We start from the raw sequence: 24892 nt of genomic DNA on the forward strand, positions 1-24892 counted from the left end.
TCCAGCACGACCGCGGTGACCAGGCTCTCGGCCCGCAGGACGGGGTCGGCGGCGAGGAGTTCCAGGAACTCGCCGTGCGTCGTCCGCCGGGTCACGCCCCCGCTGGTGAGGAGGAAGACAGCCGGGTCGGCCGGGTCCAGCCCGGCCCGCACCAGGTAGGGCGCCGGCTTGTCCTTGCCCCAGGGGTCCTTGCCCACCCAGGGAGCGGCCCCCACCCCGAGCTCGCCCTCGATCCGCGACAGGTCCACGGTCGGGCGGTCAGCGGTCGGGCGGTCAGCGGCTCCCGTGAAGTCCCGGCCCTCCCCGGCCGTGTCACCGGTGTACCGGGTGCGCAGCGCGGTGGCCTCGCCCAGCAGCCCGGCGTGCTCCAGGTGGTAGGCGGCGGCCACGTCCGGGTCGGCGGCGTCCCGGCCCTCGGCGAATGCCCGGGTCAGCGTCCGGCGCAGCTGGTCGTGGCGCGCCTCGTCCACGGTCTCTGCCGGGCCCAGGTGCAGCACCTTACGGGTGAGCGCCGTCAGTTCGTCCTCGTCGAGTGCGCGCGTGCTGTCGTACATCGCGACCCGCGCCCAGAACATCCAGGACCGCAGCCGGTCCGGGGCGTCGGACAGCGGGGACGGCGGGGCTCCGGCGGTCAGCTCGTCCGCGCCGGCTGCGTCCAGCCAGTCGAGGGCGTCCGCCACCGCCGGCATCGTCACGAAATCGGTCAGCGCGATGTCGCCCTGCCGCCGGGCGTCGGCCAGCACCGCGCGGTAGCCCACCTGGTCCACGCCCTGCCGGCCGTCCGGGTGCGCGGCGACCGCCCGCCGGAACGCGTCGAGGGTGAAGCCGCCCAGCGTGCCTAGCACCGGGTCCTTGTGCCACATCCGCTCCAGGGCGGCCACGCCGTGCAGCAGGCCCCGGAAGTCCACCGCGTCCGCCACGTCCGCCACTTCCGCCGCGCCCGCCACGTCCACCGCGTCCTCGATGTCCCGGCCGAACGTCAGCTTCAGCGCCCGCAGCAGGACCAGCACCCGCTCCCGCACCTCGGGCGCCGCCTCACCGGTCCCCGCGTGCAGCCCCAGGTCCCTCGCCCACGTGTCCAGCCGATCAGCCGACGGCTCCCGGCGCAGGCTCTGCCAGCGGGTGAGCCGCCCCTGCGCGTCGGTGTACAGGACGTGTACGTACCTGCCGTCCTTCACGATCCCGCCGTTTGCACGGTCGGAGACGTACTTCTCGCTCCGCGTCGCGTTGGCCCATCGCTGCCCCGCGGAGAGGTCCCGCAGCGGGTCGACGACGTACGGCGGCGCGGCGGCCTCCCCCAGGCCGCGGTTGCCTGCCGGTGCGCCGGCGTCGACGGGGGTACCCGCATAGCAGGACACGGGGCGCTTCAAGTTGGGGAGCAGGCGGCCGAGCCAGCCGGCCCAGCGATCCAGTTCCTCCCCGCCGATGGCGCGTTGGCTCCCGTCCCGCATCGCCACGACCACCTGGCCCGGCAGGCCGTGCAGGTACGCGTGGTCCGCTTCGTCTTCCGGACCGGGGCCCGGCAACGGCTGCTCCTCGGACCACTCATTCGTCGCGGGGTTGAAGTGGACGAACGTCCGCACCTGGTCCAGCCGGCGGCTGAAGGGCGTCCGCAGGCCGGCCAGGTCTTCGGGGGTGAAGCTCATGACACCGTTCAGCCGGCCCGTCCGCTCGCTGACGGTCGGCAGGAGGTCCACGTCCGCGTACCAGGCCGGCGCCCCGGGCGGGAACTCCTTCCAGTCGCCCTTCTCCCGCCCGTCCTGCTGGATCAGTTGGAGCACGCCGGAACGGGTGCTCAGGCCCACCTGGGCGGCGTGCATCCACACCCGGTGGCCCGTGCGGTGTTCCAGCAACGCGGCCAGCACCATGATCTGCCCGCCGGGGACGGAGCGGGGCAGCACGATCGGCACGTCCTCGGCCAAGCCCTCCCGTTCCAGGTCCCGGGCCACCACCTCCGCCAGTTCCTCGACGCTCAGCTCCCAGACCGACTCGTCCGGCAGCCGCAGCGTCATCGCGCCGGACCGCTCGCCGGGCAGCACGACGTAGGCGTCCCCCTGCCAGGGGACCTCCTGATGGAGGTCGATGCTCTGCAGCCGGCCATCGGCCGCCAGCCGCAGAATGTCGGCCTGCGAGGTGTCCAGCTCGGCGACCTGCCGTGTCCACCCGTTCAGGCCCGGGATCCGGTTGCCGTCCCGGGTGAAGTGGCGCTCCCGGTCCGCGGCGATCACGCCCAGGCCCTCCAGCACACCCGGCTGCCTCAGATGGAAGGCGGCCAGCTCGCCCATGGTCCGGGCCCGGCCTGCGGCCTCGGCCCGCCCGACCAGGGCGTGGAGCGCGTCGCGGACCGGGCCGTCCACCACCGCGCCCGCCGGCAGGTGCAGGATCCGGCGCGCCTGCTCCTCTCTGCTCGTCCGCGGCCTGTCGAACCGTCGTGCCTCCAGACCGTCCAGCGCCGCCAGCTTCTTCTTCGCACTCTCGGCCAGGGGGTCGGCGGGCGGCGCAACGAGCGTGGCAGCGGCGGTGTCCGGCCCGGCGACGGGCGCCACGAACACCGGCCCGGCGCCCGTGGCCACCGGGGTGGGTGCCGCCGCGTTGGCCACGGGCGGCCCGGCGGAGTGCGGGGGACCGGCGGCGTCGTCGGGCTCCGGGGGGAGCGACTCGGGCGGCTGCCGGCGCTTGCGCAGCCCCAGTTCGTCCTGCCGCAGCGCGTCGGCCAGTTCGGCGGCCGAGGCCACGCCCGCCCGGCCGAAGTCCATCAGGTGCAGCGCGACCTTCCGGACCGCGCTCCGGAAGGGGGGCTCGGCGTAGCGGGAGTCGGCGAGCACGTCGTGCAGCTCCAGCGGCAGCACCAAGGAGACGGCGGCGGCCCAGGCGCGCTCGGCGTCCGTCTCCATGGCACCGTCGGGAGCGGTGCTCGTGAACTGCGCGTCCACGGCGCTCGCGAACTCCTGCTCCGCCTCGCTCCACAGCCGGCGGGCCGTGTCGGCCGCCGCCGTGTGCAGCTCCGGCGTCCAGCCATGGGACAGCAGCGTCCGCAGCTTCGCCTGCGACATCGGCTCCTTGAAGCCGTCCAACGACACCCACTCGCCGCCGTTCAGCACCAGCTCCATCCGCTGGTCGCCGGTCAGCTCAAGGCCCGCGGCCTCGACGTCCGCAGGGCGGACGCGCTCGTTCGGGGCAGCGCCCCGCAGGCCGGCGGGCAGGTCCTCGCCGGTCATCGCGCGGGCCAGCCACCTGCGGTGGTCCGAGTCCCTGGGCACGAGGGGGGCGGGGGGCGGTCCGTCGGCGCCGGTTCCGGCGTCAAAGTCCGCTTCGGAGTCGGCGTCGTCGGAGTCGGCGTCGTCGGCCGGCGCCGTGCGGGCCGCGGTCAGGTCCGGCACCGGGACGCCCAGGCTCCACAGCCGGGACTCGGCGTCCTCCCACTCCGCGCGGGCCTCGGCGACCCGGGTCCAGGGCTCCGCGGCCGGCTCGGCAACGGCGGCGGCACCGGACCGCGCGTCCGCCTCGGCGGCGGCGACCGCCTCCCGCATGTCTGCCAGCGCCCGCGCGTGCGCGCTCCACGCCGAGTCGAGCGGGTCCGGCGCGGGCTCGTCCTCCGGCGCGGGAAGGCCGGCCGGGGGTACGGGCTGCGCCGGAAGGACCTCGGCGGCGGCAGAGGGGGCCTCGTCGCCGTCGAACGCCGGGGCGGGCAGCGTGTGGTGGTCCGGCTCGGTGGTGCTCGGCGCCGCGAAGGTCCCGGTTCCGGCAGCGGATGCCGGGGCGGCGGGTGCCGAAGGTGCCGCGTTCGCCGCCGGCTGCGGCGAAGGGGCCGGCAGCCCCATCGGCTCAAGGTGGGCCGGTCCGTCGCCCAGGTCGGGGTCGGCCTTCCGGATGGAGTTCTCCGGGGCCTCGGTCTGGCCGGGGAGCGGGACCACGGCGAGGGTGAACACCCCGGTGACCGGATCGGGCCAGAGCACCATGCCGTTGGTGGAGGCGTACGTCGTCCGGGCGGTGCTGCCGGCGAACGCTCCCAGCAGTCCGCCGCCCACGGGCCGGGAGCCGGCGGGCATGGGGCCGGCGGGCAGGGTCAGGATCAGCGGGCCACGCCACATGGAAGCCCGCACGCGCGGGTCACGGTAGGCCAGGTCGGCCAGCGCCTCGATCCGGTGCAGCCAGTGGACGGGCACGTCGTACACGAAGGCCGGGCCGGTGTCCCCGGACCACGGAGCCACCTCCCTTCCGCACGCCTCGAACGTGCCGTCGGCGTTCCGTCGCAGCCGGGTGAGCCAATGGGGGTCGAAGGACTGCCCGCGCGGGCGGAGTACGTCGTGGAACTGCCGTCCCCAGGCGGCGTTGGACGTGCCCAGCACACGCGAGCTCGACAGCATGCCCTTCAGCTCCAGCCGGAAGGACGCCAGCTCGGCACGCCGGAGGTGGTTGCGACCGGCGGCGATCGCCTTGAGCACCACCGTCGAAGCCTCCGGGTCGGTGGCCGCCTGCGCCGCGGGCCGGTCCAGGACGAACCCGGCGAGCTCCGCCCATCCCGCCTCGGTGAGCTTCGCTTTGTGCTGCCGGTACTTGATCACGGTCCACACCGCACGGGACCAGTCCGACTCCTCCATTGCCTGCGACGCGGGGTAGCTCAGGATCAACCGGGCTTGGCTGCCGCCTTCCGGAGTGGCCAGGAAGCTCAGCGCGTTGGACAGGAACCGCACGGGCGCGAAGCGGGTCAGCGGAATCTTCGGCTGCGCCTGCCAGGCCCGGTTCACCTCCGAGAGAAAGTCGCGGAGGAAGGCCGGCACATCCGACGGCACCGCTCGCCCTTGTGCCCGCAGCCGGCTGGCGTAGGCGTCCAGCAGAGCCCCGCTCAGCTCGATGGTGAACTCACGACCGCCGGGAAGGTCCAGACTCGTATCGGCCGCCCGCATCCGCTCCAACTGCCCCATGCCGCGCAAGAGCTGCGGGAAGTCGGAGGCCTTCACCACATCGCCGTCCATCCAGTGGACCAGCACGCGTGCCAGGGCCAGGGTCCGCTCCCGGGCCTCGGAGCGCTCCTGCTCCGAGGCCCCGGGGCGCGGAGTGAGACCGGCCGCGCTCACCCACGGGTCGAGCGCGGCGCCCTTCGGTTCGGGATGCTGGACGTACCACTTGAGCGCGCCTTCGCCGCGCTCATCCGTGTACATCATGATCGAATGCCGGTGCGCGGGGGGATTGCTGCCGGGGATCAGCTCGGTACGGCTGCCGAACGTATCGCGGACGGCGAATCCCGACCTTTCCGACCGGTTCGCCACCTCGCGGAGGGTGGAACGGTCGCGGTCGGCGAGGACATTCGACACTCCCATCTGCGCACCGGAAGCGAACCAGGACGGCAACGTCGCGTCCCGCCCACCGGGAGCCGCGCCATAGCAGTTGACCAGCACGAAGCGAACGTCCAGCGGAGCCCCGGTCAGGGCCAGTTGGTGGGCGATACGCCGCCCGCTTTCCCCGACCCGCACCGCCACTTGCCCGCTCGGGGTGTTGAAGGCGCACCGCCCCGGCAGACCATGCAGGTCAACGCTGATGACGGGCCGGCCGCGCCACGGCACCTGGAACGGACCCGCGAGGGGCTTGGACCGACGGGGACGCGTGAAGTAGAAGTCCTCGATCTTGTGGAGGTTGGTGGCCCACAGGGTGACACTCCAGGCGCTCATTGCCTTGGAGAACTCCATCGACACGAAGCCCGTCATGCGGTGCGACCGGCCGCGGTAGTCCCTTCCGCTGATGGGCAGGGCCATGATGTCCCGGTCCCACACGAGGTCCCCGCCCGGGAGGGCGGCCGCCGCGGCCAGGGTCTCCCGGTCCCGCACCAGCCAGCGCGAGCGGGGAGCGACACCCGTGCGGTTGTCGTTGTCGAGTTCGAGCTGGTACCTGAGGTTGTCCTCGCGTCGCCCCCAGCGGGTCGGGCCGGTCGCGGCCCAGGTGTCGTGCCCGTACCGGCGCACGAGCTCGTCCTGGAGGTAGGTGTTCCACAGGTTGATGCCCGGCATCACCAGCAGGAAGGCGTCGTTTGGTCCCATCACGGTGGGCCGCTGCGGATCGAAGTTGACCAGTTCGACGAACACCTCGAAGGGCATCGTCTCCTGGAAGCCCCCGATGCCCCGTACGGTGACGGACTGCTTGTCGGCCGGGGCGCAGTAGAGGTACGGCTGGTAGTCGGCCGACCGTCCTTCGGTCCAGGGGGCGGGCCCCTCCTCGTCGAAGACGTACGCGGTCCCCCTCCTCCCCGTGGTGGTCGACCGGGTCCGGGTCAGGTCGAGCTCGGGCATCAGCAGCGAACCCCAGTTCCAGCCGCGCGGGTTACCGGGGGTCGCGGGGATGCGGTACTTGGGGTGGAACGCCCCCTTGCGCACCATGTGGAAGGCGGACACCGTCTCCAGGCGCGACGCGTCCCGCACCTCGTCGGCCATCGCCGCCTTCATCAGGTCGTGCTCGTCCTCCGGCATCACTACCCGGCCCTGCTCGAACATCAGGACCCGGGGGGCGAGCTCGTCCAGGTCGAGCAGCCCGCCGCTCAGCTCCGGAACCTTCGCCCGCAGCCGGTCCAGCAGGGCCAGCCCGGCCCTCCGCTTGGTCCAGAGGGCGGCACGGGTGGGCTTCCGGCCGTACAGATCCGTGAGGATGTCCTCGTAGTACTGTGCCACCGCCTGCGGTACCGGGACCACGGCCACGGCACCGGGGGCCGCCGTCCCGGCCGAGGGGCCGGACAGCGCGTCCGGCATCTCGGTATCGGAGTCGGGCCGGACCAGGTCCGGCATCTCGGCGTCGGCGTCGGTCCGGACCGCGTCCGCCATCTCGGCGTCGGCGTCGGTCCGGGCCGCGTCCGCCATGGGGGCGCTCACCGGCCGGGCGTACACCGGCAGTGCCGCGGAGACCGGGGCCCGGACGTTGGTTTGCGGCTGGTGCAACCGGGCGGGGGCCGGGCGGGGAGCGGGCGGGGGCCCGGGTACCGGAGACGCCGAGGCCGCAGACGCCGAAGACGCGGGAACCGGGGACCCGGGAGCGGACGGCACCTGTAGCGGGGACCCGGCGGTGGAACTCGACGAGCTGCTGGACGAAGCCGACCCGAGGGGCGAGGAGGCCGGCAGGTCGGCGTCCTCCGGGAGGGCCAGTCGCAAGGCCGTCCGGGCCTGGGGGTCCCCGGGCTCCGGGTACACCGCGACCGTGCAGACTTCGGACTGCGGATCGACGAACAGCTTGCTCGGGACGGTCCAGCCGAACGCCCCCTTGCCGGTGTTGCGCGCCAGGGCACCCGGCCCGTGGAGAACGGGATCCTCACCGGCCGGTACGGCCCGGTCGCTCGTCAGCAGCATCATGCCGTCGTGCGGGGCCTGCCGCACCCAGTGATCGCGGTACGCCAGGTCGCCGATCTCACCGTCCGTGGCATGGTCGCCGGCCACGTCGTAGACGAGCGGAGCCGGTATGCCCCGCAGGGACCAGGGGGACCGGACCTGGCCCATGACCACGTCCGAGCCGTCGGCCGCCTTCCTCAGCAGCGTGATCCGGCCGGGGTCGAAGCTGCGGAAACGACCGAGGCCCCGGCCGAAGGAACGGGCCCACACATCCCGCTGGGAGTCGTACGCCCAGGTGGCAGGGGTGAAGGCACCACCCCGTTCCTTGACGTGGGAGGCCAGCTCGTCGAGGTTCTGACTGTCGCGGCCGTCGGCCACCGCTCTGCGTACCGCTTCCAGTGCCTCCGGCCAGCGCGTCGGGTCGGGGCCGGGCAGGAGCAGCATCCTGCGCGCCAGCTCGCCCTGGTCCTGGCCGCCGCGCGAGAAGCGGGCTGTTTCGACGTCGGCCCACACGGTCCGCGCCCACTGGTGCTCGGCGACCGGCGCGCCGGCGTACATCCCCAGCACGTCCCGGATCACCGGCTCCGGGTCGGCCAGGGACGACAGCCACTGCAGTGCGTCCGTCACGTCCGGCAGGGGCAGCCATCCGGTCAACGGCCCCTGTTCGCCCGCGTGCCACCGCCGTGCCGAATCCGTCAGCAGGCCGGTGTAGTCGTCGACGGTCACGTCCGGCATGTCCTGCCCGCCGCCCGCGTGCTCCCAGGCCAGCGCTTCGAACAGGTCCATGGTGAACTGCTCGCCACCGGGACGGTGCAGGGCCGGGTCGGCTTCCCGGCGCGCCTCCAACGCCCCGATGCCGCCAATCAGTTGCCCGTAGTCAGGCCGGTCGGCCACGTCCGCGCCGAAGACCAGCCGCAGCGCCCGCACCAGCCGCAGCGCCCGGTAGCGGTCCGCCTCCGACGCCGGCCCGCTGTCGTCGTGCAGCTGCGCCAGGCGCGCCACCTCGTCCAGCTGGTGCCCCTTCGGCTCCGGACGGAACTTCTCCCACCCCGCCTCGTCGCCCCGCAGGTCCCCGACGACGATCATCAGGGCCTCGTCGGGAGGGAGTTGCGGGGCGTACTTCACCGCGAATTCGACGGCGTTCGTGAAGTTGGTGGTGAAGACGGTCCGGTCGGACTCGTTCGACGCGTACTGGCAGTCCGGCGGTTCGGTGAGCGGGTCGGCCCCGGCCGGCATCCGCGCACGCGAGGTCGCCGAGCGGCGGCCGTCGGCGACCGGCGGATTCGGTACGTCGCGGAACGTCCCCCCGGGCATGGCGCCGAAGCAGGACAGCACCACGAGGGGGTGGTCGAGCGGCAGACCGGACAGCGCCACCTGGCGCGCGACCCGGCGCCCGGTCTCCGGCCCGGCGGCTCTCTCGTGCCCGTCCTCGGTGAACCACTCGGACCACCCGGCTCCCCCGTGCATGTTCGCGAAGAACGGGGTGGGCCGCTTCTCCTCGACCCACGGCAGGAGACGCGCGGTGCGCAGTTCGGCGCGGCCAGGGCGGAAGAGGACCCACCGGTTGCTCTGGGCAAGCCGGCTGTAGATCCGGCTGCGGTAGTTTCCGCCGTCCGGCTGCTCGCGGAAGTCCATGGAGATGTAGGTGTGGAAGCGGTGGTCCGGGCCCGCGACCGGGATGGCGATCTCGCGCCTGCTCCAGTCGACCGGGCCGCCGTGCGGCAGCTTGGCGGCCGCGGCCACCGTCGCCGGTTCCCGCAGCAGCCACTGCCCGTGGACCCCCGTGCCCTCCTGGACCTGCCGCACGAGCATGGCCGGGGCCGACTTCCCCTGCGGGACCCATCGCAACAGGCCGTTGGAGGCCCACACGTCGTGGCCGTGCTGAGCGACCAGCGCGTCCTGGAGGTTGAGGTTCCAGCCGCTGGCCTCGGACATCGCCAGCAGGATGGGGACGTCCGGGCCCACCTCGGGCCCCGCCGTCTTCGGGTCCGCCGGGTCCGCCGGAGCCAGGTCCTCGTTGAACGCCATCAGCGCGGCGAACACCTCACGGGTCACCACCTGCTGGAAGCCCTCGGCGCCCCGCAGCAGGATCCCCGCCTGGTCGGACTCCGCGGCCAGCAGATACGGGTCGGTGCCCCACGGCGCGGATCCCTCCTCCTGGAAGGAGACTCCGCCCTGCGCGTCGGTCACCTCCAGTGCCGTCCTGCCCAGATCGGCGTTGACCGGCACCCGCGAGCCCTTCGGGCTCCAGTCCCAGCCCCTCGGCTCGCCGTTCTTGTCGTAACGGCGGAACGCGTCATGGAACACGCCCCGGCGCACCAGGTGGACCGCGGTCAGGACCACCAGCTTCGGGGCGTCCTCGGCCCGCGAGTCCATCGCCACGTCCAGCAGCTCGCGGCGCTGCTCCTTCGTCACCGCTGCCGCGGGGTCCAGCAGCAGCACGTGACGGGCCAGCTTGTCCAGGTCGAGCGGGCCGCCTTGGAGAGCCGGCTTCTTCTTCCGCAGCGCGTCCAACCGGGCCAGGGCCACCCGGGCGTCCGTCCGGCCGGCCGGGTCACCGCCCGGCGGACCGTACAGCTCGGTGAGGAGCGTCTCGTAGGGGTCCGCGAGGGGCGACGGCCGCGCGGCAGGGGCCGCCGCGGGCGTGCCGGGCGCGGTGGTGGCGGTGCGGGGCCCGGCCGGGGGCCTGCTGCTGCCGGCCGGGGGCGTGCCGGGCCCGGTCGAGGACTTCGTACGCCCGCCAAAGGACTTGCCGCGCTTGCTCGACGGCGCCGTCCCGGCCCCGGACCGGGGCATGTTCGTGCGCGGCTCCGGGCGGTCCGCGTACGCCGCGATCAGCGGTCCGGCGCTCTCCCAACCGGGGGCGGGCGGACGCAGCGGGGACTCCGGGTCGTCCACCGGCTGGGTGTACACCGGCCGGGGCGCGGCGGGCCGGTTCGCCCGGTCCACCGGTGCGCGGTGGACCGGCGGGGCGGGCAGACGGGTGGGCACCCGGCCCGAAGACTCCTCGGCGGAGGAGGAGACCGCGGGCAGGGGATCGCCGTGGACGGGGTTGGCCCATCGCCATGTGCCCTCCGGGGCCCGCTGCTCCCAGGTCTCCGGGTACACCGCGAGGGTGAGCACCCCGGTCTTCTCATCGCGGTGCAGTCCGGTCGTCCGGGTGGAGGCCCATGCCTGCTTGGCCACGCTGCGGGCGAGTTCGGCCAGCGCGCTGCCGAAGGGGCCACGGCCGGCCCCGGGGGCGCGCACGAGCGTCGTGACCACCGGGATGTCGGTGGGCAGCGCCCGCAGCGCCGGGTCCCGGTAGGCCAGATCGGCGAGCTGTCCGAGCGGCGGAAGCGAACCAAAGCCGGTGTAGACGAAGGGAGGCGACCCGTCCGCCGCCTTCCAGGGCGCTTCCTCGGTGATGCCGCTGGGTACGAGCGAGCCGTCCGGCGCCCGTTCCATCAGCGTGATCTTTGTCGGCTCGAACTTCTCAGGGGCGTAGGACGGCCCGGACTGCTGGGATATCCCCCTGCCCCACGACGAGCCGTCCGGCGCCTTCAGCAGCCGCTCCGGGGACAGCAGGCCGGCCAGCTCCAAGCCGTGCGAGGCCAGTTCGTCCAGGTTCCGGGCGTCCCGGCCGGCCGCCAACGCCCTGCGTACCGCGCCCATCGCCTCCAGGTAGCGGCCGGGATCCGGCGCGTCGAGGCGCAGTATCCGCTGTGCGAACCCGCCCTGGTCGGTGACCCCGGCCGCGAGCTGCTCGGTCCTGACCAGCGCCCACAGGGCACGGGAGTAGTCCGCCTCCCCCAGCGGCGCCTCGGCAGGCAGGCTCAAGATGTCCCTGGCCGCGTTGTCCCGGAACTGCCGTGCCGACATCGCCTCCAGCGCCCGGGTGACCTCCGGCAGCCTCAGCCAACCGGTCAGTGGAGCACCGCGCTCGCCGTCCTCCCACCGATCCGCCGACTCCGTCAGCAACGCCAGGTAGCCGACGGGGGAGACTGCCGGGGCACCCGGCCCGTGCCCCGCGTGTTCCCGGGCCAGCTCCTCGAACAGCTCCATGGTGAACCGCTCACCACCGGGGCGGTGCAGGGCCGGGTCGGCTTCCCGGCGCACCTCCAACGCCCCAATGCCGCTGATCAGTTGCGCGTAGTCAGGCCGGTCGCCCACGTCCGCGCCGAAGACCAGCCGCAGCGCCCGCACCAGCCGCAGCACCCGGTAGCGGTCCGCCTCCGACGCCGGCCCGCTGCCGTCGTGCAGCTGCGCCAGGCGCGCCACCTCGTCCAGCTCCGCGCCCTCCGGCTCGGGCAGGAAGAACACCCAGTCCGCCGGGACGCCCCGCTCGTCCGTGAAGAGGACCCACACCAGCTCGTCGGAGGTGCTGCCCTCCACGACGTCGTGCTCGGGCTCCAGGGAGATCTCGTACGGTGGGGCGTACGCCCCGCGCTTGGACTCGTTCGCCATGTACTGGCCGATGGGCAGGTCCGCCAGCCGGTCGAAGACGACGGGCCTCGGCGTCGCGGCGGAGCAGGAGCCCACCAGGACGGGGGCATCGGGAGCCAGCCCGGCCCGGTCCACCTGGCGGGCCATCCGGCGCGCGGACTCCCGGGCGGGCAGGCGCTGTTCCCCGCGCACCGTCTGCCAGAAGGTGACCGCCGGCCGGCCGTGCGTGGCCGCGTTGAACGGCGATACCTTCCAGCGCACCTCCTTGGGAGGCTCGGCGGACTTACCGCGGCCCTTCCCGAGCACGACATAGCGCCTGACGGCAGCGGCGCGGGCGTAGTTCCTGGTGCGGCTGCGGCCCTTGTCCGGCTCGGCCGCGAAGTCGAACGAGACCGAGCCATGCAAGCGGTGGTCCGGGCCCGGCAAGGACCAGGTGATCTCTTCCTGGTTCCAGTCGACCGCCCCGTCCCGCACCTCGGCCGGGTCCCGCCGCAGCCAGCTCGCCCAGACGCCCTCGGTACCCCGGTTGTCGAGCGCGGGCACGAACCGGGGCTGCGGCCCGGGCAGCGGGGCCCAGACCAGATTGCCGCCGGTGGCGAAGACGGACCGGTTCTGCCGGTGTGCCAGGGCGTCGGGAAGGTTCAAGTTCCGCGCCAGGACGTTCGGCGTCCACAGCAGCAGCGGGACCTCGGCCGGGACCCCGGGCAGCACCGGGTCGAGATCCACCAGCTCGGCGAACACCCGGTGGGGGGCCAGGCGGGAGAAGCCCTGCAACCCGCGCACCCGCACCGAGCGCGCGGTGCTGTTGGCGGCGTAGAGCTGCGCTCTGTCCCCCCACGGGGCGGTGCCGAGGTTCGTGACGGCCGTCGCGCCGCCCTGATCCGTCGTCACCGTTCCCGACGTGCTCAGGTCCGCCTGTGGCGGAACACCGGAGCCCCAGTCCCAGCCCCTCGGGTTCCCCTGGTCGTCGAGAAGGCGGAACCGGGCGTCGAACACGCCCTTGCGCACCAGGTGGACCGCGGACAGCCGGTCCAGGCTGCGCGGCCCCCCGGCGCGCGGGTCCAGCGCCGCCTTCAGCAGGTCGCGCAGGTCCGCCGGCGTCGCGGGCTCGGTCCGCTCCAGCATCAGCACCCGGCGGACCAGCGCCGCCAGATCGAGCGAACCGTCCGGCCGAAGCCGCGGGTCGCCCGCGCTCAGCGCGTCCAGCCGCTCCAGCGCCGCACGTACGCGCGTCCGCTCGTGATCCCTGCCGGCCGACGCCCCGAACAGCTCGTGGAGCACGGCGTCGTAGCCCGGTCCCACCGCCTTCGGGAGTGGCACCGGCACGACCCGGGACGCGGACCGGACGGTGGCCGGCTGTCCGGTGCCCGGCGACGGGGCGTTCGTCGGGTGCGCCCGCAGCCCGGACGCCGCGTTCACCGGCGCCGGCCCCCTCGGAGGCGAGCCCGGACCGGGCTTGGGCGCCGGCCCGGCCTGGGGCCCGGTCCCGGAGCCGCTGTCCGAGTCGGAGTCGGAATCGGAGTCCGAGTGCGAGTCGGAGTCGGAGTCGGAGTCGGAATCGGAGTCCGAGTGCGAGTCGGAGTCGGAGTCGGAGTCCGAGCCGGAGTCCGAGCCGGACACGAAGCCCGAGTCGGCGTCGGAGCTGGAACTCGAACTGGAGCTGGTGACGGTGTCCTCACCGGGGTCCGACCCGTAGTCCACGCTCGACCCGGAACTGGAGCTCGAACTAGAGCTGGAACTGGAACTGGAACTGGAACTGGACTCGGACCCCGACTCGTCACCGGACTCGGAGTCGGAATCGGAATCGGAATCGGACCCTGATGCGGACTCGGACTCGGACGCGGACGCGGACGCGGACGCGGAGTCAGAGCCGGACTCGGACTCCGAACCGGACTCGGAGTCGGGCTCGGACCCCGACTCCCACTCCGCGTCCGCGTCGTCGGCCGGCTCCTCCACCGGCCGGGCGAAGACCCGCCCGGGGGTGCCGGAGGCGTTGGTCGGGATCGACCTCGTCGGGGCCTGCTGCGAGTTCGAGTCGCCGTACCAGGGCGTCGCCAGCGGATCCGGCGCCGGCGCGGGGGCCGCACCGGGGTTCCCCTGGGAGAGCACGTCGGCCTCGTCGGGACCGATCTTGTTCCATGTGCCGGGCGGCGCCTGTGTCATGCCCTCCGGCGGGAACACCGCGACCGTGTAGACCTGCTTCTCCTGGTCGAAGTGCACGCCGACCGAGAGCGTGGAGAAGTGCTGCCCCCTGCCGGTGTTGCGGGCCAGCTCCACCGGCAGGCTGCCCGCCACGGGCGGCCCGGCCGGTCCGGTCCGGCGGATGGCCTGCACCAGGTGGTGCTGCGTGGTCAGCGCGCTCAGGAAGGGGTCGTGGGAGGCCAGGTCACCGAACTGCCCGGCCGGCGCGAAGTCCTCGTCCGCCACGTAGACGATGGGGGCGGCGGCGTCCTTGCCGAACCAGGGGGCAGGTTCGGTGCCGTACGGCTCGAAGGAGCGGCCGTCGGCCGTCCGCTGCATCAGCGTGACCACTCTGAGGTCGACGTTCCGCGGCGGGTACGACTCGCCGTTCAGGATCCTGGCCCACGTACCGCCCTGACGGTTCTTCAGCAGCCGGTCCGCAGACAGCGCACCGTCCCGCTCCAGCCCGTGCGAAGCCAACTCGTCGAGGCTGCCCGGGTCACGGCCGGCCGCGATCGCCCGGGTGGCCGCCATGCGGGCATCCGCGAAATGCGCCGCCGCATCCGCCGCGCCCAGGCGCAGGATCGTCGCCGCGAAGGCACCCCGGTCGGCCGCGCCGGCCATCCCGTCGGTGAGCAGTTGGGCCTTGACCCCCGCCCACAGCGTCCGGGACCACTCCCACTCCTCGACCGGCGCGCGGTCTTCCAGGTCCAGCACGTCCCTGATCACCGGCTCCGGGTCCGGGAGGGAGGCCAACTGCCCGAGGACCTCGATCGCCTTCGGCAGTCCGAGCCAGTCCGTCAGCGCAGGCCGCGCGCGCTCGTTCCACCGGTTCCCGGCGTCCTCCAGCAGTCGGCCGTAGTGCTCCTCGACGAGCGGCGGCACCGCGCCCGCCGCGCTGTCCCGGGCCGCCGGCGCCTGCCCGGACAGCTCGCGGTGCTTGTCGGCCAGCGCCTCGAACAGGTCGACGGTGAACAGCCGGGCGCCCGGCCGCCGCGGGTCGTTGAGTGCGGAATCGGCTGCCCGCATCAGCTCCAGCGCGCCCATGCCCCGCAGCAGAAGCCGGGCCCGGTCGTGCCGCGGGTCCGGTACCAGCCGCGCGTCCGGCAGCGGCAGCGCGTGCTCGTCGACGGCCAGGAACCGCCCGTTCATGTCCTTGAAGGGAGGGGCGATCCGCCGTAGCGCCCGCACCAGCCGCGTCGTCCGCGCCCGCACGTCGTCGGACGCCGGGCCGGTGTCCGGGTGCAGACCGGTGAGGCGCGCGCACTCGTCCAGCGCCTCGTTCTTCGGCAACGGCCGGAGGGCGACGATGCCGGTCTCGACGGTCACCCCCTTGCCCCGGGGGTCCGTGCCCGACCCGAGAACCGGTTGCTGGGGGCGCAGACCCAGCTGCGGGAGCTCCGAGCCGACGCCGAGATAGCCCTCGCCCGGCAGCCCGAACACCGTCTGGCCCCGGCTGTCCGCCAGCAGTTCGAGTTCCGACATGTCCGCGAGCGGATCGGTGCCGCGCGCCTCGCGGCCATAGACCGACCCGCTCGTCCGGGGACGGTGCCGCTCCCGCCCGGACGCCCCGAAGCAGTTCTGCGCCACGATGGGGTGCCGCCGGGAGCGGCCCAGCTGGTCGATCGCCGCGCTCATCCAGGCGACGGACTCCGCCCCGGAGGTGGTCCTCGTCCCGCTGGACGTGGGCAGGATCGTGCCGCCCCGTAGCCCGTGGATGTCGAGGTAGACCGGCGACGGGAGATCGAACTCCACCCACGGCACCTGTCGCAGGTCCGCAGCGCGCACCTTGCGGCCGAAGCGCATCAGGACGGACCACGAGAGCCCCGTCAGCAAGGTGTCCCGGACGCTGCGGCGCCAGCGCTCGGGCCCGGACATGGCGGTGTAGTCCATCGCCGCGATCACGCCGGGACGGCGGTCCGGACCGCCGAACGTCCTGAAGGCCAGCTCCCGGTTCCAGCGGGCCGCGACGCCCGTCCCCGCGGCCACCGCTGCCCGGGCCGTGACCGGATCCACCCGCAGCCAGTTCCCCCACGCGTCCTCGTGCTCCCTGGCGAACAGCGTGAGCATGAACGGATCCGAGGCGCCGCGAGGCTGCACCCACTTCGGGACGGTGTCGGTGCTCCATGTCTCCCGCCCGTACTTGGCCGCCAGCCCGTTCGGCAGCACGAGGCCCCGCTCGCGGACCCGGCCCATCCCCAGCAGGAAGTCGGCATCCGCCGGGACCTGCCCGAGATCCGGGTCGAACGCCGGCAGCTCGACGAAGACCCGGTGCGGTACGCGCCGCCAGAAATCGCCCCGCCCGGCGATCCTGATCTCCGTCGGGCTGCTCGGCGCGGAGTACACGTACGGCTCGGGCTTGCCGTCCCTGAGCCACGCGCTGCGGTCCGCGTTCACGGAGGGCATGCCGTTCCGGCCGACGATGACCGTCGCCGACTGCCCCAGGGTGAAGTCCTCGGGCATCTGCCCGGTCCAGTCCCAGCCCCGGGGCCGGTCGCCGGCGCCGGGCGCGAGGCGGAACTTCTCGTCGAACGCCCCGTTGCGCGCCAGGTAACCGGCGGAGAGCACGGCCAGGCTGTCCACCGTCAGTCCGCGGGCCTCCAGTGTCCCGGCGTTCTGGGCCAGGGCGAGCAGTTCCCTGCGCTGCTCGGGTGTCGGCTCGCCCTGCCCGAGCATCAGCACCTGGCGGGTGAGCGCGGCGATGTCGAGCGGTCCGCCCGCCGGCTCCGGCTCCAGCTGCCGCAACCCGTCCAACCGGGCCAGCGCCGCCCACTCGGCGGAGTTCTGGTCCTTGCCCTGCCCGGCGTAGAGCTCGTCGAGGATCTCCTGGTAGCGCTCCTCGACCGCCTGTGCCTCCTGCGGGCTGTCCAGCTCCATCGGCGAACCGGGGGACGCGGCGCCGGCCGACGGCGCCGGGGCACCGGACCGCGGCGCGTGGGTCACCACCCTCGGCCGGTCGGCCAGGTCGGTGCCCCGCCTTCCGCGTGACGTCCTCCGGTCCTCTCCCCGCCCGCTGTTGCCGTCCCGCATCGTCTCCGACACCGGCAGGATCGGGATGCGCGGCGTCGGCCTGGCGGGCGACTCCGCCACCGCCGCCGCACCGCCGTAGTTCGCCAGTCCGGGGGGCAGGGGGAGCGGCCGGCCGGGCGGCATGGGGGCCGGCAGGCCGGCCAGCGTGCCGGGCAGCGGACCGACCGGCATGCTGGTCGGCGGAGCGACCGGCGCACCCACCGGGAGGGGCATCCGCATGCCCGGCGGTATCGCCCCCGGCAGCAGCACCGGCTGCTGCCCCGGCACCCCCACCGGGGCAGGGCGCGGCAGGCCGATGGCCGCCGGGCCCACGGGCGGTGCCACGACCGGGGGCGTCGGGGCCGGCGGGTCGCCGTGCGCGGGATTGACCGCCCCCCACACGCCATTCAGGCTCGCCGGACTTCCCTGGTCCAGGTACACCGCGATCCGGTAGACCCCGTCGGCCCCACGGCGCAGCTCGACTGCGCTCCAGGGGACGAACACCCTCCTGCCCGTATTGCGTGCGAGTTCACCCGGCAAGCTGCCCCGGAGGAGGCCGGGGGCAGGCGGCAGGGCAGGGTCGTACGGCATGGCACGGGAGATGACGCCGAGCACGGGAATGTCGGAGATCAGCCTCCGCAACGCCGGGTCACGGTAGGCCAGATCACCGAACTGCTCCGGGTGCGCGAAGTCGCTGTCCGCGACATATACGAAGGGTTGCCGGCCCTCGCGCCAGGGAGCGGGTTCCGTGGTTTCGAGGACGGTGCCGTCGGGCTGCTTCCTGAACACCGTGATGTCGGAGGTGTTGATGCTTCCGGCGCTGAGCGGCCGGTGGGTGAAGTTCCTGCCCCATGTCCCCCCGCTGCCGTCCGTCAGCAGCGTGGTCGGTGACAGCGCTCCGGCCCGCTCGAAGCCGTGGGAAGCCAGCTCGTGCGGCCGCCTGATGCTGCGGCCGGCCGCCACCGCCCGGTGGACCGCGGTGACCGCATCGTCGTAACGCGACGGATCCGGGTGGTCCAGGTGCAGCATGGCCTGGGCGAACGCGCCCTCGTCGGTGACCTCGTTGAGGACGAACAAGTTGCCCCTGACCTGCGCCCACAGCGCCTGTGACCACTCCCTCTCCTCGACCGGGTCGTTGGCGTCGAGCCCCAGGAGATCCCTGAGCCAGTTCTCCCGGGACGGCCGGGAGGCCATCTCCGCAAGTGTGTGGATGACGGGCTGCAACGGCAGCCAGTCGACCAGGTAAGTCCCCGGCCGCTGAAGCCACCTGGCCGCCGCTTCCTTCAGCAGCGCGCGGTAGCTCTCGACAGGGACCGGCTGCCCCTTCCGGGCAGGCGGCCCGTGCAGCCGGATGTGGTGGCCCATCGCGAGGAACTCGAACAGATCGAGGGTGAACCGGCGGGCACCGTCGTGGTCCAACGGACGGTTCGACGCGCTGTCGGCCTCCCGCATCCGCTCCAGCGCGCCGATACCGCTCAGCAGCACCGGGAACTCCGGGTCGATCTGCACGGAGCTGCCGAAGATCAGCTTCAGTGCCCGGAGCAGCTCCAACGTCCGCTCCGGGGTCTCCGCCCGGCCGACGGGCAGCTGAGCCTGGCGCCCGTACGCGTCGAGGTCCGTCCCCTCCGGTTCGGGCCAGGACGCGACCCAGCCGGCTCGGCGGTCGCGCTCGTCCGTGTGCATGATGAACACCGTTTCGTCGGAGTTCATCCACGGGAACACCTCCTTCATCCACCCGAGGGAGATCACGTAGTTGGAGGACAGCACCAGCCGCCGTTCCCTCTTCGCCACCCGGTCGGCGACGGACAGATCCCTGATCGGATCGACCCCGGCCGGCCACCCACCGGAAGACGGCACGTTCGCCACCCTGCGATGCCTCGGGCTCTTGGGCATCGCGCCGTAACAGGACACCAGGACGAGGGGGTACTCAGGGGACAGCCCGGTCTGCCGTATCAGGTACGAGATCCTGCGGGCGCTCTCCTCCGGTTCGAAGAATTCGACCCCGTCCGGGGTGGGCCATTCGCCCACCCCGGGGAGGCCGTGCACGCCCACCTTGACCGTGGGCATATCGGCGGGCCAGACCACCTGATACACATCTGCCGGTGAGATCGGCCGCCCTGGTTGAGCGAGGACGTAATACCTGGCCGATGCGATACCCAGGGCCCCGTTGACGCGGGCCCAGCCCTTGTCGTGGTCCCTGTTCAGGTCGGCCGCAAGAAGCATGTTGACGTGGTGGTCCGGGCCGGCGATCGGCCAGGCGATCATCTCCCCGTTCAGGTAGGACAGATCGTCGCGTCCGGGGCCGGGCCCTGCCGCGGCTCGTGCCGTGGCAGGGTCCCGCTCTATCCAGCTCCCCGGGGGCGTCTTCCCCTCCTGGGAAGTCAGCCCGAGCACAGGCGCAGGCCCGTTCTCGTCCTGCATGACCCGCACCGTGGCGCCGGAGACCCAGACGGGCTGCTGGAAACGGAGGGCCAGCCCGTCCGGGAGGAAGAGGTTCCGCTCGGTGACCCCGGACATCGCCAGCAGGAAGCGGGAATTCGCCGAGGGCAGCGGCCGCATCGGGTCGAGCGCCACCAGTTCGACGAACACCTCGAACGTCAAGCGCCGCTCGAAGCGGTTGGGGCCCCGCACGGTGACCGCCACCGGATCACCGTCCGCGGCGTAGAGGTACGGCTTGGGTGACGTGCTCCACGGACTGCGACCGGTCGTTTTGAAGGCCAGGGTGCCGTTCTTGTCGAACAGCGACTCTCCGGTCTTTTCCAGGTTGATGCCGCCCGGCACCTTCTCGGTCCAGTCCCAGCCCAGGTGGTTGCCCGAGGGGTCGGTCAGGCGCCACTTGTCGCCGAACACCCCCCGGCTCTTCACAAAGGCCGCGAACAGCTGCGCCGTGTTCTGCACCCCCGGATGTTCCGACACCACCTTCAGCAAGTCGGCACGCATCTTGGACGTGAACCGCCCACCCGGCTTCATGATCATGTTCCGGGCCAGCTGATCCAGCTGGGTCGGACCGAACGGCCCGCCCGTCGGGCCCGCCTCCTGCAACCACAGCCGGTCCAGCACGACCAGGGCGTCACGCACACCGGGCGGGTAACTCCGACCTGTGGACAGTGGGCCGTACACGTATTCCAGAAGCGCGTCGTGACGCTGTGACACCGCCTGCTGCGCCGAGGGCGCCACCGCGGACGTCCCGCCGGCAGCAGGGGGCGCGGACACCGGACCGGCGGAGCCGGGCGGCGGTCCCCACGTCCGGCCGGCCCCCCACTCGGCAGGCGCCGGATGGAGGACTGCCTTGTCCGACACCTGCGGCACACCGTCCGCCTCCGCCGACGGCGCGGTGAAGCCGGAGCCGAACTCAGCCACCGGGCGCGTGAACACCCGCCGCGACGGCAGGGCGGCGGAGGACCGGCCGGAACGACCGGCATGAGGGGATGCCGAGTCGAGGAGCGCTTCGGCGGAGGTTGCTGCCGTGCCGGAGGCAGCAGCGAGCTCCTCCCGGACACCCTCGTAGGGCACATAGCCCCAGATGTCTTCCGGAACCCGCGCGCTGTGCTCCTCCGGATACACGGCGACGGTGAAGGTGCCGTCCTCGCCCCGGTACAACTGCACCGGGTGCGTGCAGGCGTACCAGTCCTTGGACGTGTGGAGGGCGACCTGCGCCGGAAGACTGTCCACCTCCAGGTCGTCGCCCGGCGGCATGGCCCGGCCGATCACCAGGATGCCCGGGGTTCCCTTGTCCAGCTTCCCCAACACCGGGTCGCGGGAGGTGAGATCGGCGAACGCGCCGGTCGGTGCGTAGCCCTCGTCCGCGGCATACACGAACGGAACCGGGTTGTCCGGGTCGTCCTCGTCGTACCAGGGGGCGGGGACCTGCCGGTCCGGCACGACCGAACCATCGGGCAACCGCTTCATGAGCGTGATGACCGTGTGGTCGAAGTCCCCGTCCTCGAACTCCCCGGTGAAGTCCCTGGCCCACAGGTTGTCGTCGGAGTCGGAGAGCAGCGCGTCCGAGGACAGCACGTCCTCCAGCTCCAGGCCGTGCGAGGCCAACGCGTCGAGGTCGCCCGGATCACGTCCGGCGGCGATCGCCCGGACCGCCGCGAGGTGAGCCTTCGGGAACAGTCCGGAGTCCGGCCGGTCCAGGCGCAGGACCGCCGCCGCGAACTGCCCCTTGGCCGCCGCACCGGCGTCCCAGCCGACGATCCGCGCGGCCTTGACCTCCGCCCACAGCAGACGCGACCACTCCCGCTCCCGCACCGGCGCGTCATCCGCCAGCCCCAACGCCTCCCGCGCCAGAGCCTGCGGGTCGCTCGCACGCCCCACCATCTGCAGCGCCCCGGACACCTCCGGCAACGCGATCCACTCGCTCAGGCCACGTCCCGGCTGCTCGACCCAGGCCCTGACCGCATCCTCCAGCAGACGGACGAAACTCCGCTGCCGGTCCGCCGACGGCAGCGCCGCCGCATCGCCGGGCTGCCCGCTCAAGGCCCGGTGCTTCTCTCCCAGCAGCTCCAGCAGCTCCATGGTGAACAGCGGGGCATTCGGCCGGTTCAGCTGGACGTCCCGCTGCCGCATCAGCTCCAGCGCACCGATGCCCCGCAGCAGCACCCGGCACATCTTCCCCCTCGGGTCGTCGGGGTCCCGCAGCTGCAGCGCATGCTCGTCCACGGAACGGAAGTTGCCGTTCCGGTCCTTGAAAGGCTGGAAGACCCGGCGCAGCGCCATCACCAGAAGCAGGGTCCGCGTCCGGACCTCGTCGGACGCCGGTCCGGAGCCCTGGTGCAGACCCGCGCCGCGCGCGAGCACGTCGAGCCACTCGGCCTTCGGCCTCGGCCGGTCGACGGCCCACGCGTCCTCCGGGGTGATCTCCTTGAACCGCTGGTCGGGGTGCACCTCGAACACGCCCTCGTCCGCGCCGATCCCCGGCATGGACACCCGCGTGACGCCGACGGTGGCGAGGTAGCGGAAGGGGAACACCGTTTTGCCGAGGTCGTCCGCCCGGTACTGGCTCTCCGACGGGTCCGCCAGCGGATCGGCCCCGCGCGGATCGGTGTCGTGGACCGAGCCGCCTTCCTCCCAGGGGCTTCCCCCCTCCCTGGGCGTGGCGCCGTAGCACTGGTCCATCACGAAGGGGTGGTCATCGGACAGCCCGGTCAGCGCCACCAGGGCAGCGGCCCTCCGGGCGCCCTCCCGCCCGGAGGTGGTCTCCGTCCCGTGCGGGGTGTACCAGGCGGTGGCGCCCACTTCACCGTGGTTGACCCCGAAGACGGGAGACGGCAGGTTCTGCGCGACCCACGGCACCGGGCGCGCTGCCAGCCGCTCGGCATCGGGGTAGCGGATGACGTACTTCTCGACCGGGGTACCGGCGGTGAAACGGGCGTAGAACGAGGTGACCTTCCAGCCCCCGTCGCCCTCCTCGGCGAAGTCCATCGAGATGTAGCCGGTGAGGCGGTGGTCGGAGCCGATGACGGGCCAGTACGACAGGCGCCGGCTCCAGTAGGCCGCGTCTCCCAGGCCCCGGGCAGCGGCGGCGCTCACCGTCTGCGGATCGCGCCGCAGCCAGCCGCCCAGGGCGTCTCGCTGCTCTCGCGCGGTGATCGCGAGCACGGAGCGGTCCGGGTCCCCGGCCGGGCGCGTCCACTCCAGCCTGCCGCTGGTGGACAGCACATTCATGCCGTACTTGGCCACGAGCCCGTCGGCGAGATGGATCCCCCGGGAGCTGACCGCGGACATCGCCAGCAGGAGGTCCGTACCCTCCGGGACCCGGGCGGCGTCCGGATCGAACGCCGGCAGCTCGATGAACACCTCGAACGGCACCCGCCGCATCCGCCCGCCGAAGCCCGGCAACGCGACCCAGGACGCCCCGGCGGCCGCCGAGTAGAGATACGCGGGCCCCCACGGAGTGGCGACCAGCTTCTCGTCGCGCGTCCCGTCCTCGCGCTCGATGACCTCCGCGGCGACGCTGAGATCGGCGTCGGCCGGCACCCCCTCCGGGTTCCAGTTCCAGCCTCCAGGACGACCCTGCGCGCCGACCGGAAGACGGTACTTGTCGGCGAACAGCCCCTCCTCGAAAGACGCCAGATGGTAGGCCGACAGCTCCGCGAGGCTCTGCGCCTGCGGACGCCGCACCACCACCCGCAGCAACTCGGAGATCGACTCATTCGACAGCTGCTCCCCCCGATCCAGGTGCAGCACCCCGCGCGTCAGCCTCGCCAGATCGAACCGGCCCCGCGCCAGGTCCGGATGCGCCCTGCGCAACCCGTCCAACCGCTCCAACAGCCCGTCCAACGCCCCGTCCCGAGCCGCCGCGACCGGATCCAACGACACGAACAGCCGCTCCATGGCACGCAGCTGAGGCTCCGGAACGAGCTGCCCCTGCTCATCCTCGGAACTGTCCACGGACATGTCCGAACCACCGGACTCCGACGTGACAGGGGAGGTCGGCACCGGGCCGGGCCGCGACGCGTGGGGCCGCGCGGAGAGGATCATCTCCTCCGGCCGGGCGCCCCGCCGGCCGGGGCCTGCCGGTGCCCCGGAGGCCGCCCCCTGCCGGGAGGCGCCGGGCCGGTCCCCCACCTCCGACACCGGCCGGGTGAACACCGGCCTCGACGGCAGGGCGGCCGGGGCCGACTCGGTTGCCCGGAGCGGAGGGAGGCCGGGGTTCGGGTCGGCGTCGGTCGCGAGCGGTTCGTCCGGCTGTACCGACCCGTCCGGGGCGGTCGACTGCAACGGATGCAGTGCGTCCAGCGCATCGCTGCCCTCGTAGTGCTCCTCCCCGGCCGGAACCCAGCGGGCGGTGCTGACGCCGTTCTCGGTGACCGTCCGCCGCTCATAGGACGTGCTGTGGAACAGCTCGATGGCGCGGGTGGCGTCCGCCGGGCCGACGGGCTGGTGCGTCCGGAAGTCGAGCGGCCCGGCCTCGCCGTACCGGCCGGCCCGGAAGACGTCGACGCGGACGTCGAGGACGTGCGCCAGCAGCGGCAGGAACGCCTCGCCCTCGGCGGAGTTCCAGTGGTCCGCCCAGTCCAGGACCGCTGCGGTGAGGGCGGTCAGCTCCTCGTCGCCGAGCGGCTCGTGCCGGAGCAGCAGGTCGGCCAGTTCGCCGCGCAGCCCCTCGTCGGTCGCGAAGCGGCCCTCCGCCGGCAGCTGGACGTCGAGTTCGGTCAGCCTGGTGACCAGGGCGGGCAGGTCCATCCCGGCGACGCGGGCCGCGAACGAGTCGTCCCCGAGGGCGCTGAGACGGTACTGCCACAGTGCCTCGGTGGCGCCCCGGCCGCGGTGTGCCAGCAGCTCGTCCGCGACCAGCCCGCGGGCGGCGGCGAGCACGGCGGTGTGCGGGGTGTCCGCCAGTGCACCGGCGGGTCCGGCCAGATCGCGCCGGACCCGGGCCGGGTCGGACAGCCACTCGTGGGCGTCCGGGTCACGCTCAGCCAGGCCCGGAAGACGGTCGCGCAGCAGCGTCGGGTCGCTCGCCAGGACGGCGGACAGCAGACCGTTGCCGTCCTGCGGCACCGACTGCCGGGCGCCCCGGGGGCGGGGCGGGAGAGCGCTCGCCTCGCCGGTGGCCTCCTCGTTGACGCTCTCCTCGTTGACGCTCTCCTCGTTGACGCTCTCCTCGTCGTCCTCGCGCCGCCCCGCCGCGGCGGGGGCGGGGAGCGCCGCGGTGGTGACGGCGCGGTCGGGTGCGGCGGGGGCGGCGGCGTCCGCCGGGTCGCTGGACGTGGTGACGGTGACGGTGGCGGTGGCCGTGGCGGTCGGCGGAAGCGGGGTTGCGGGGTCCGGGGAACCGGAGCCGGTGGACGTGGTGGCCACGCGCACGACGGGCGGCAGGCCCAGCTCACCGCGGGCCTCGTCGGCGCGCGCGACGCCGGACTCCGCGTCCGGTCCGTGGGTCAGCAGGTGGCCGGCGACCTTCCGTACCGCGCCGCGGAAGTCGACGCCCGCGAACCGGGAGTCGGCCGGTGCCGGGTGCG

Annotated in this window: 1 protein-coding gene (running past both ends of the window); it reads right to left on the reverse strand. The window is 73.4% G+C overall.

All 24892 nt of this window come from inside a single coding sequence — locus tag D9V36_RS42655, lonely Cys domain-containing protein (protein WP_129294968.1), on the reverse strand. Of the gene's 47742 coding nucleotides, 2632 precede the window and 20218 follow it; the stretch shown corresponds to coding positions 2633–27524, spanning codon 878 (partial) through codon 9175 (partial); the first complete codon in reading order (the gene reads right to left) occupies nucleotides 24888–24890. Both codon boundaries (start and stop) fall beyond the window edges.

The sequence above is a fragment of the Streptomyces lydicus genome, from assembly GCF_004125265.1.
GTDB lineage: Bacteria > Actinomycetota > Actinomycetes > Streptomycetales > Streptomycetaceae > Streptomyces > Streptomyces lydicus_C.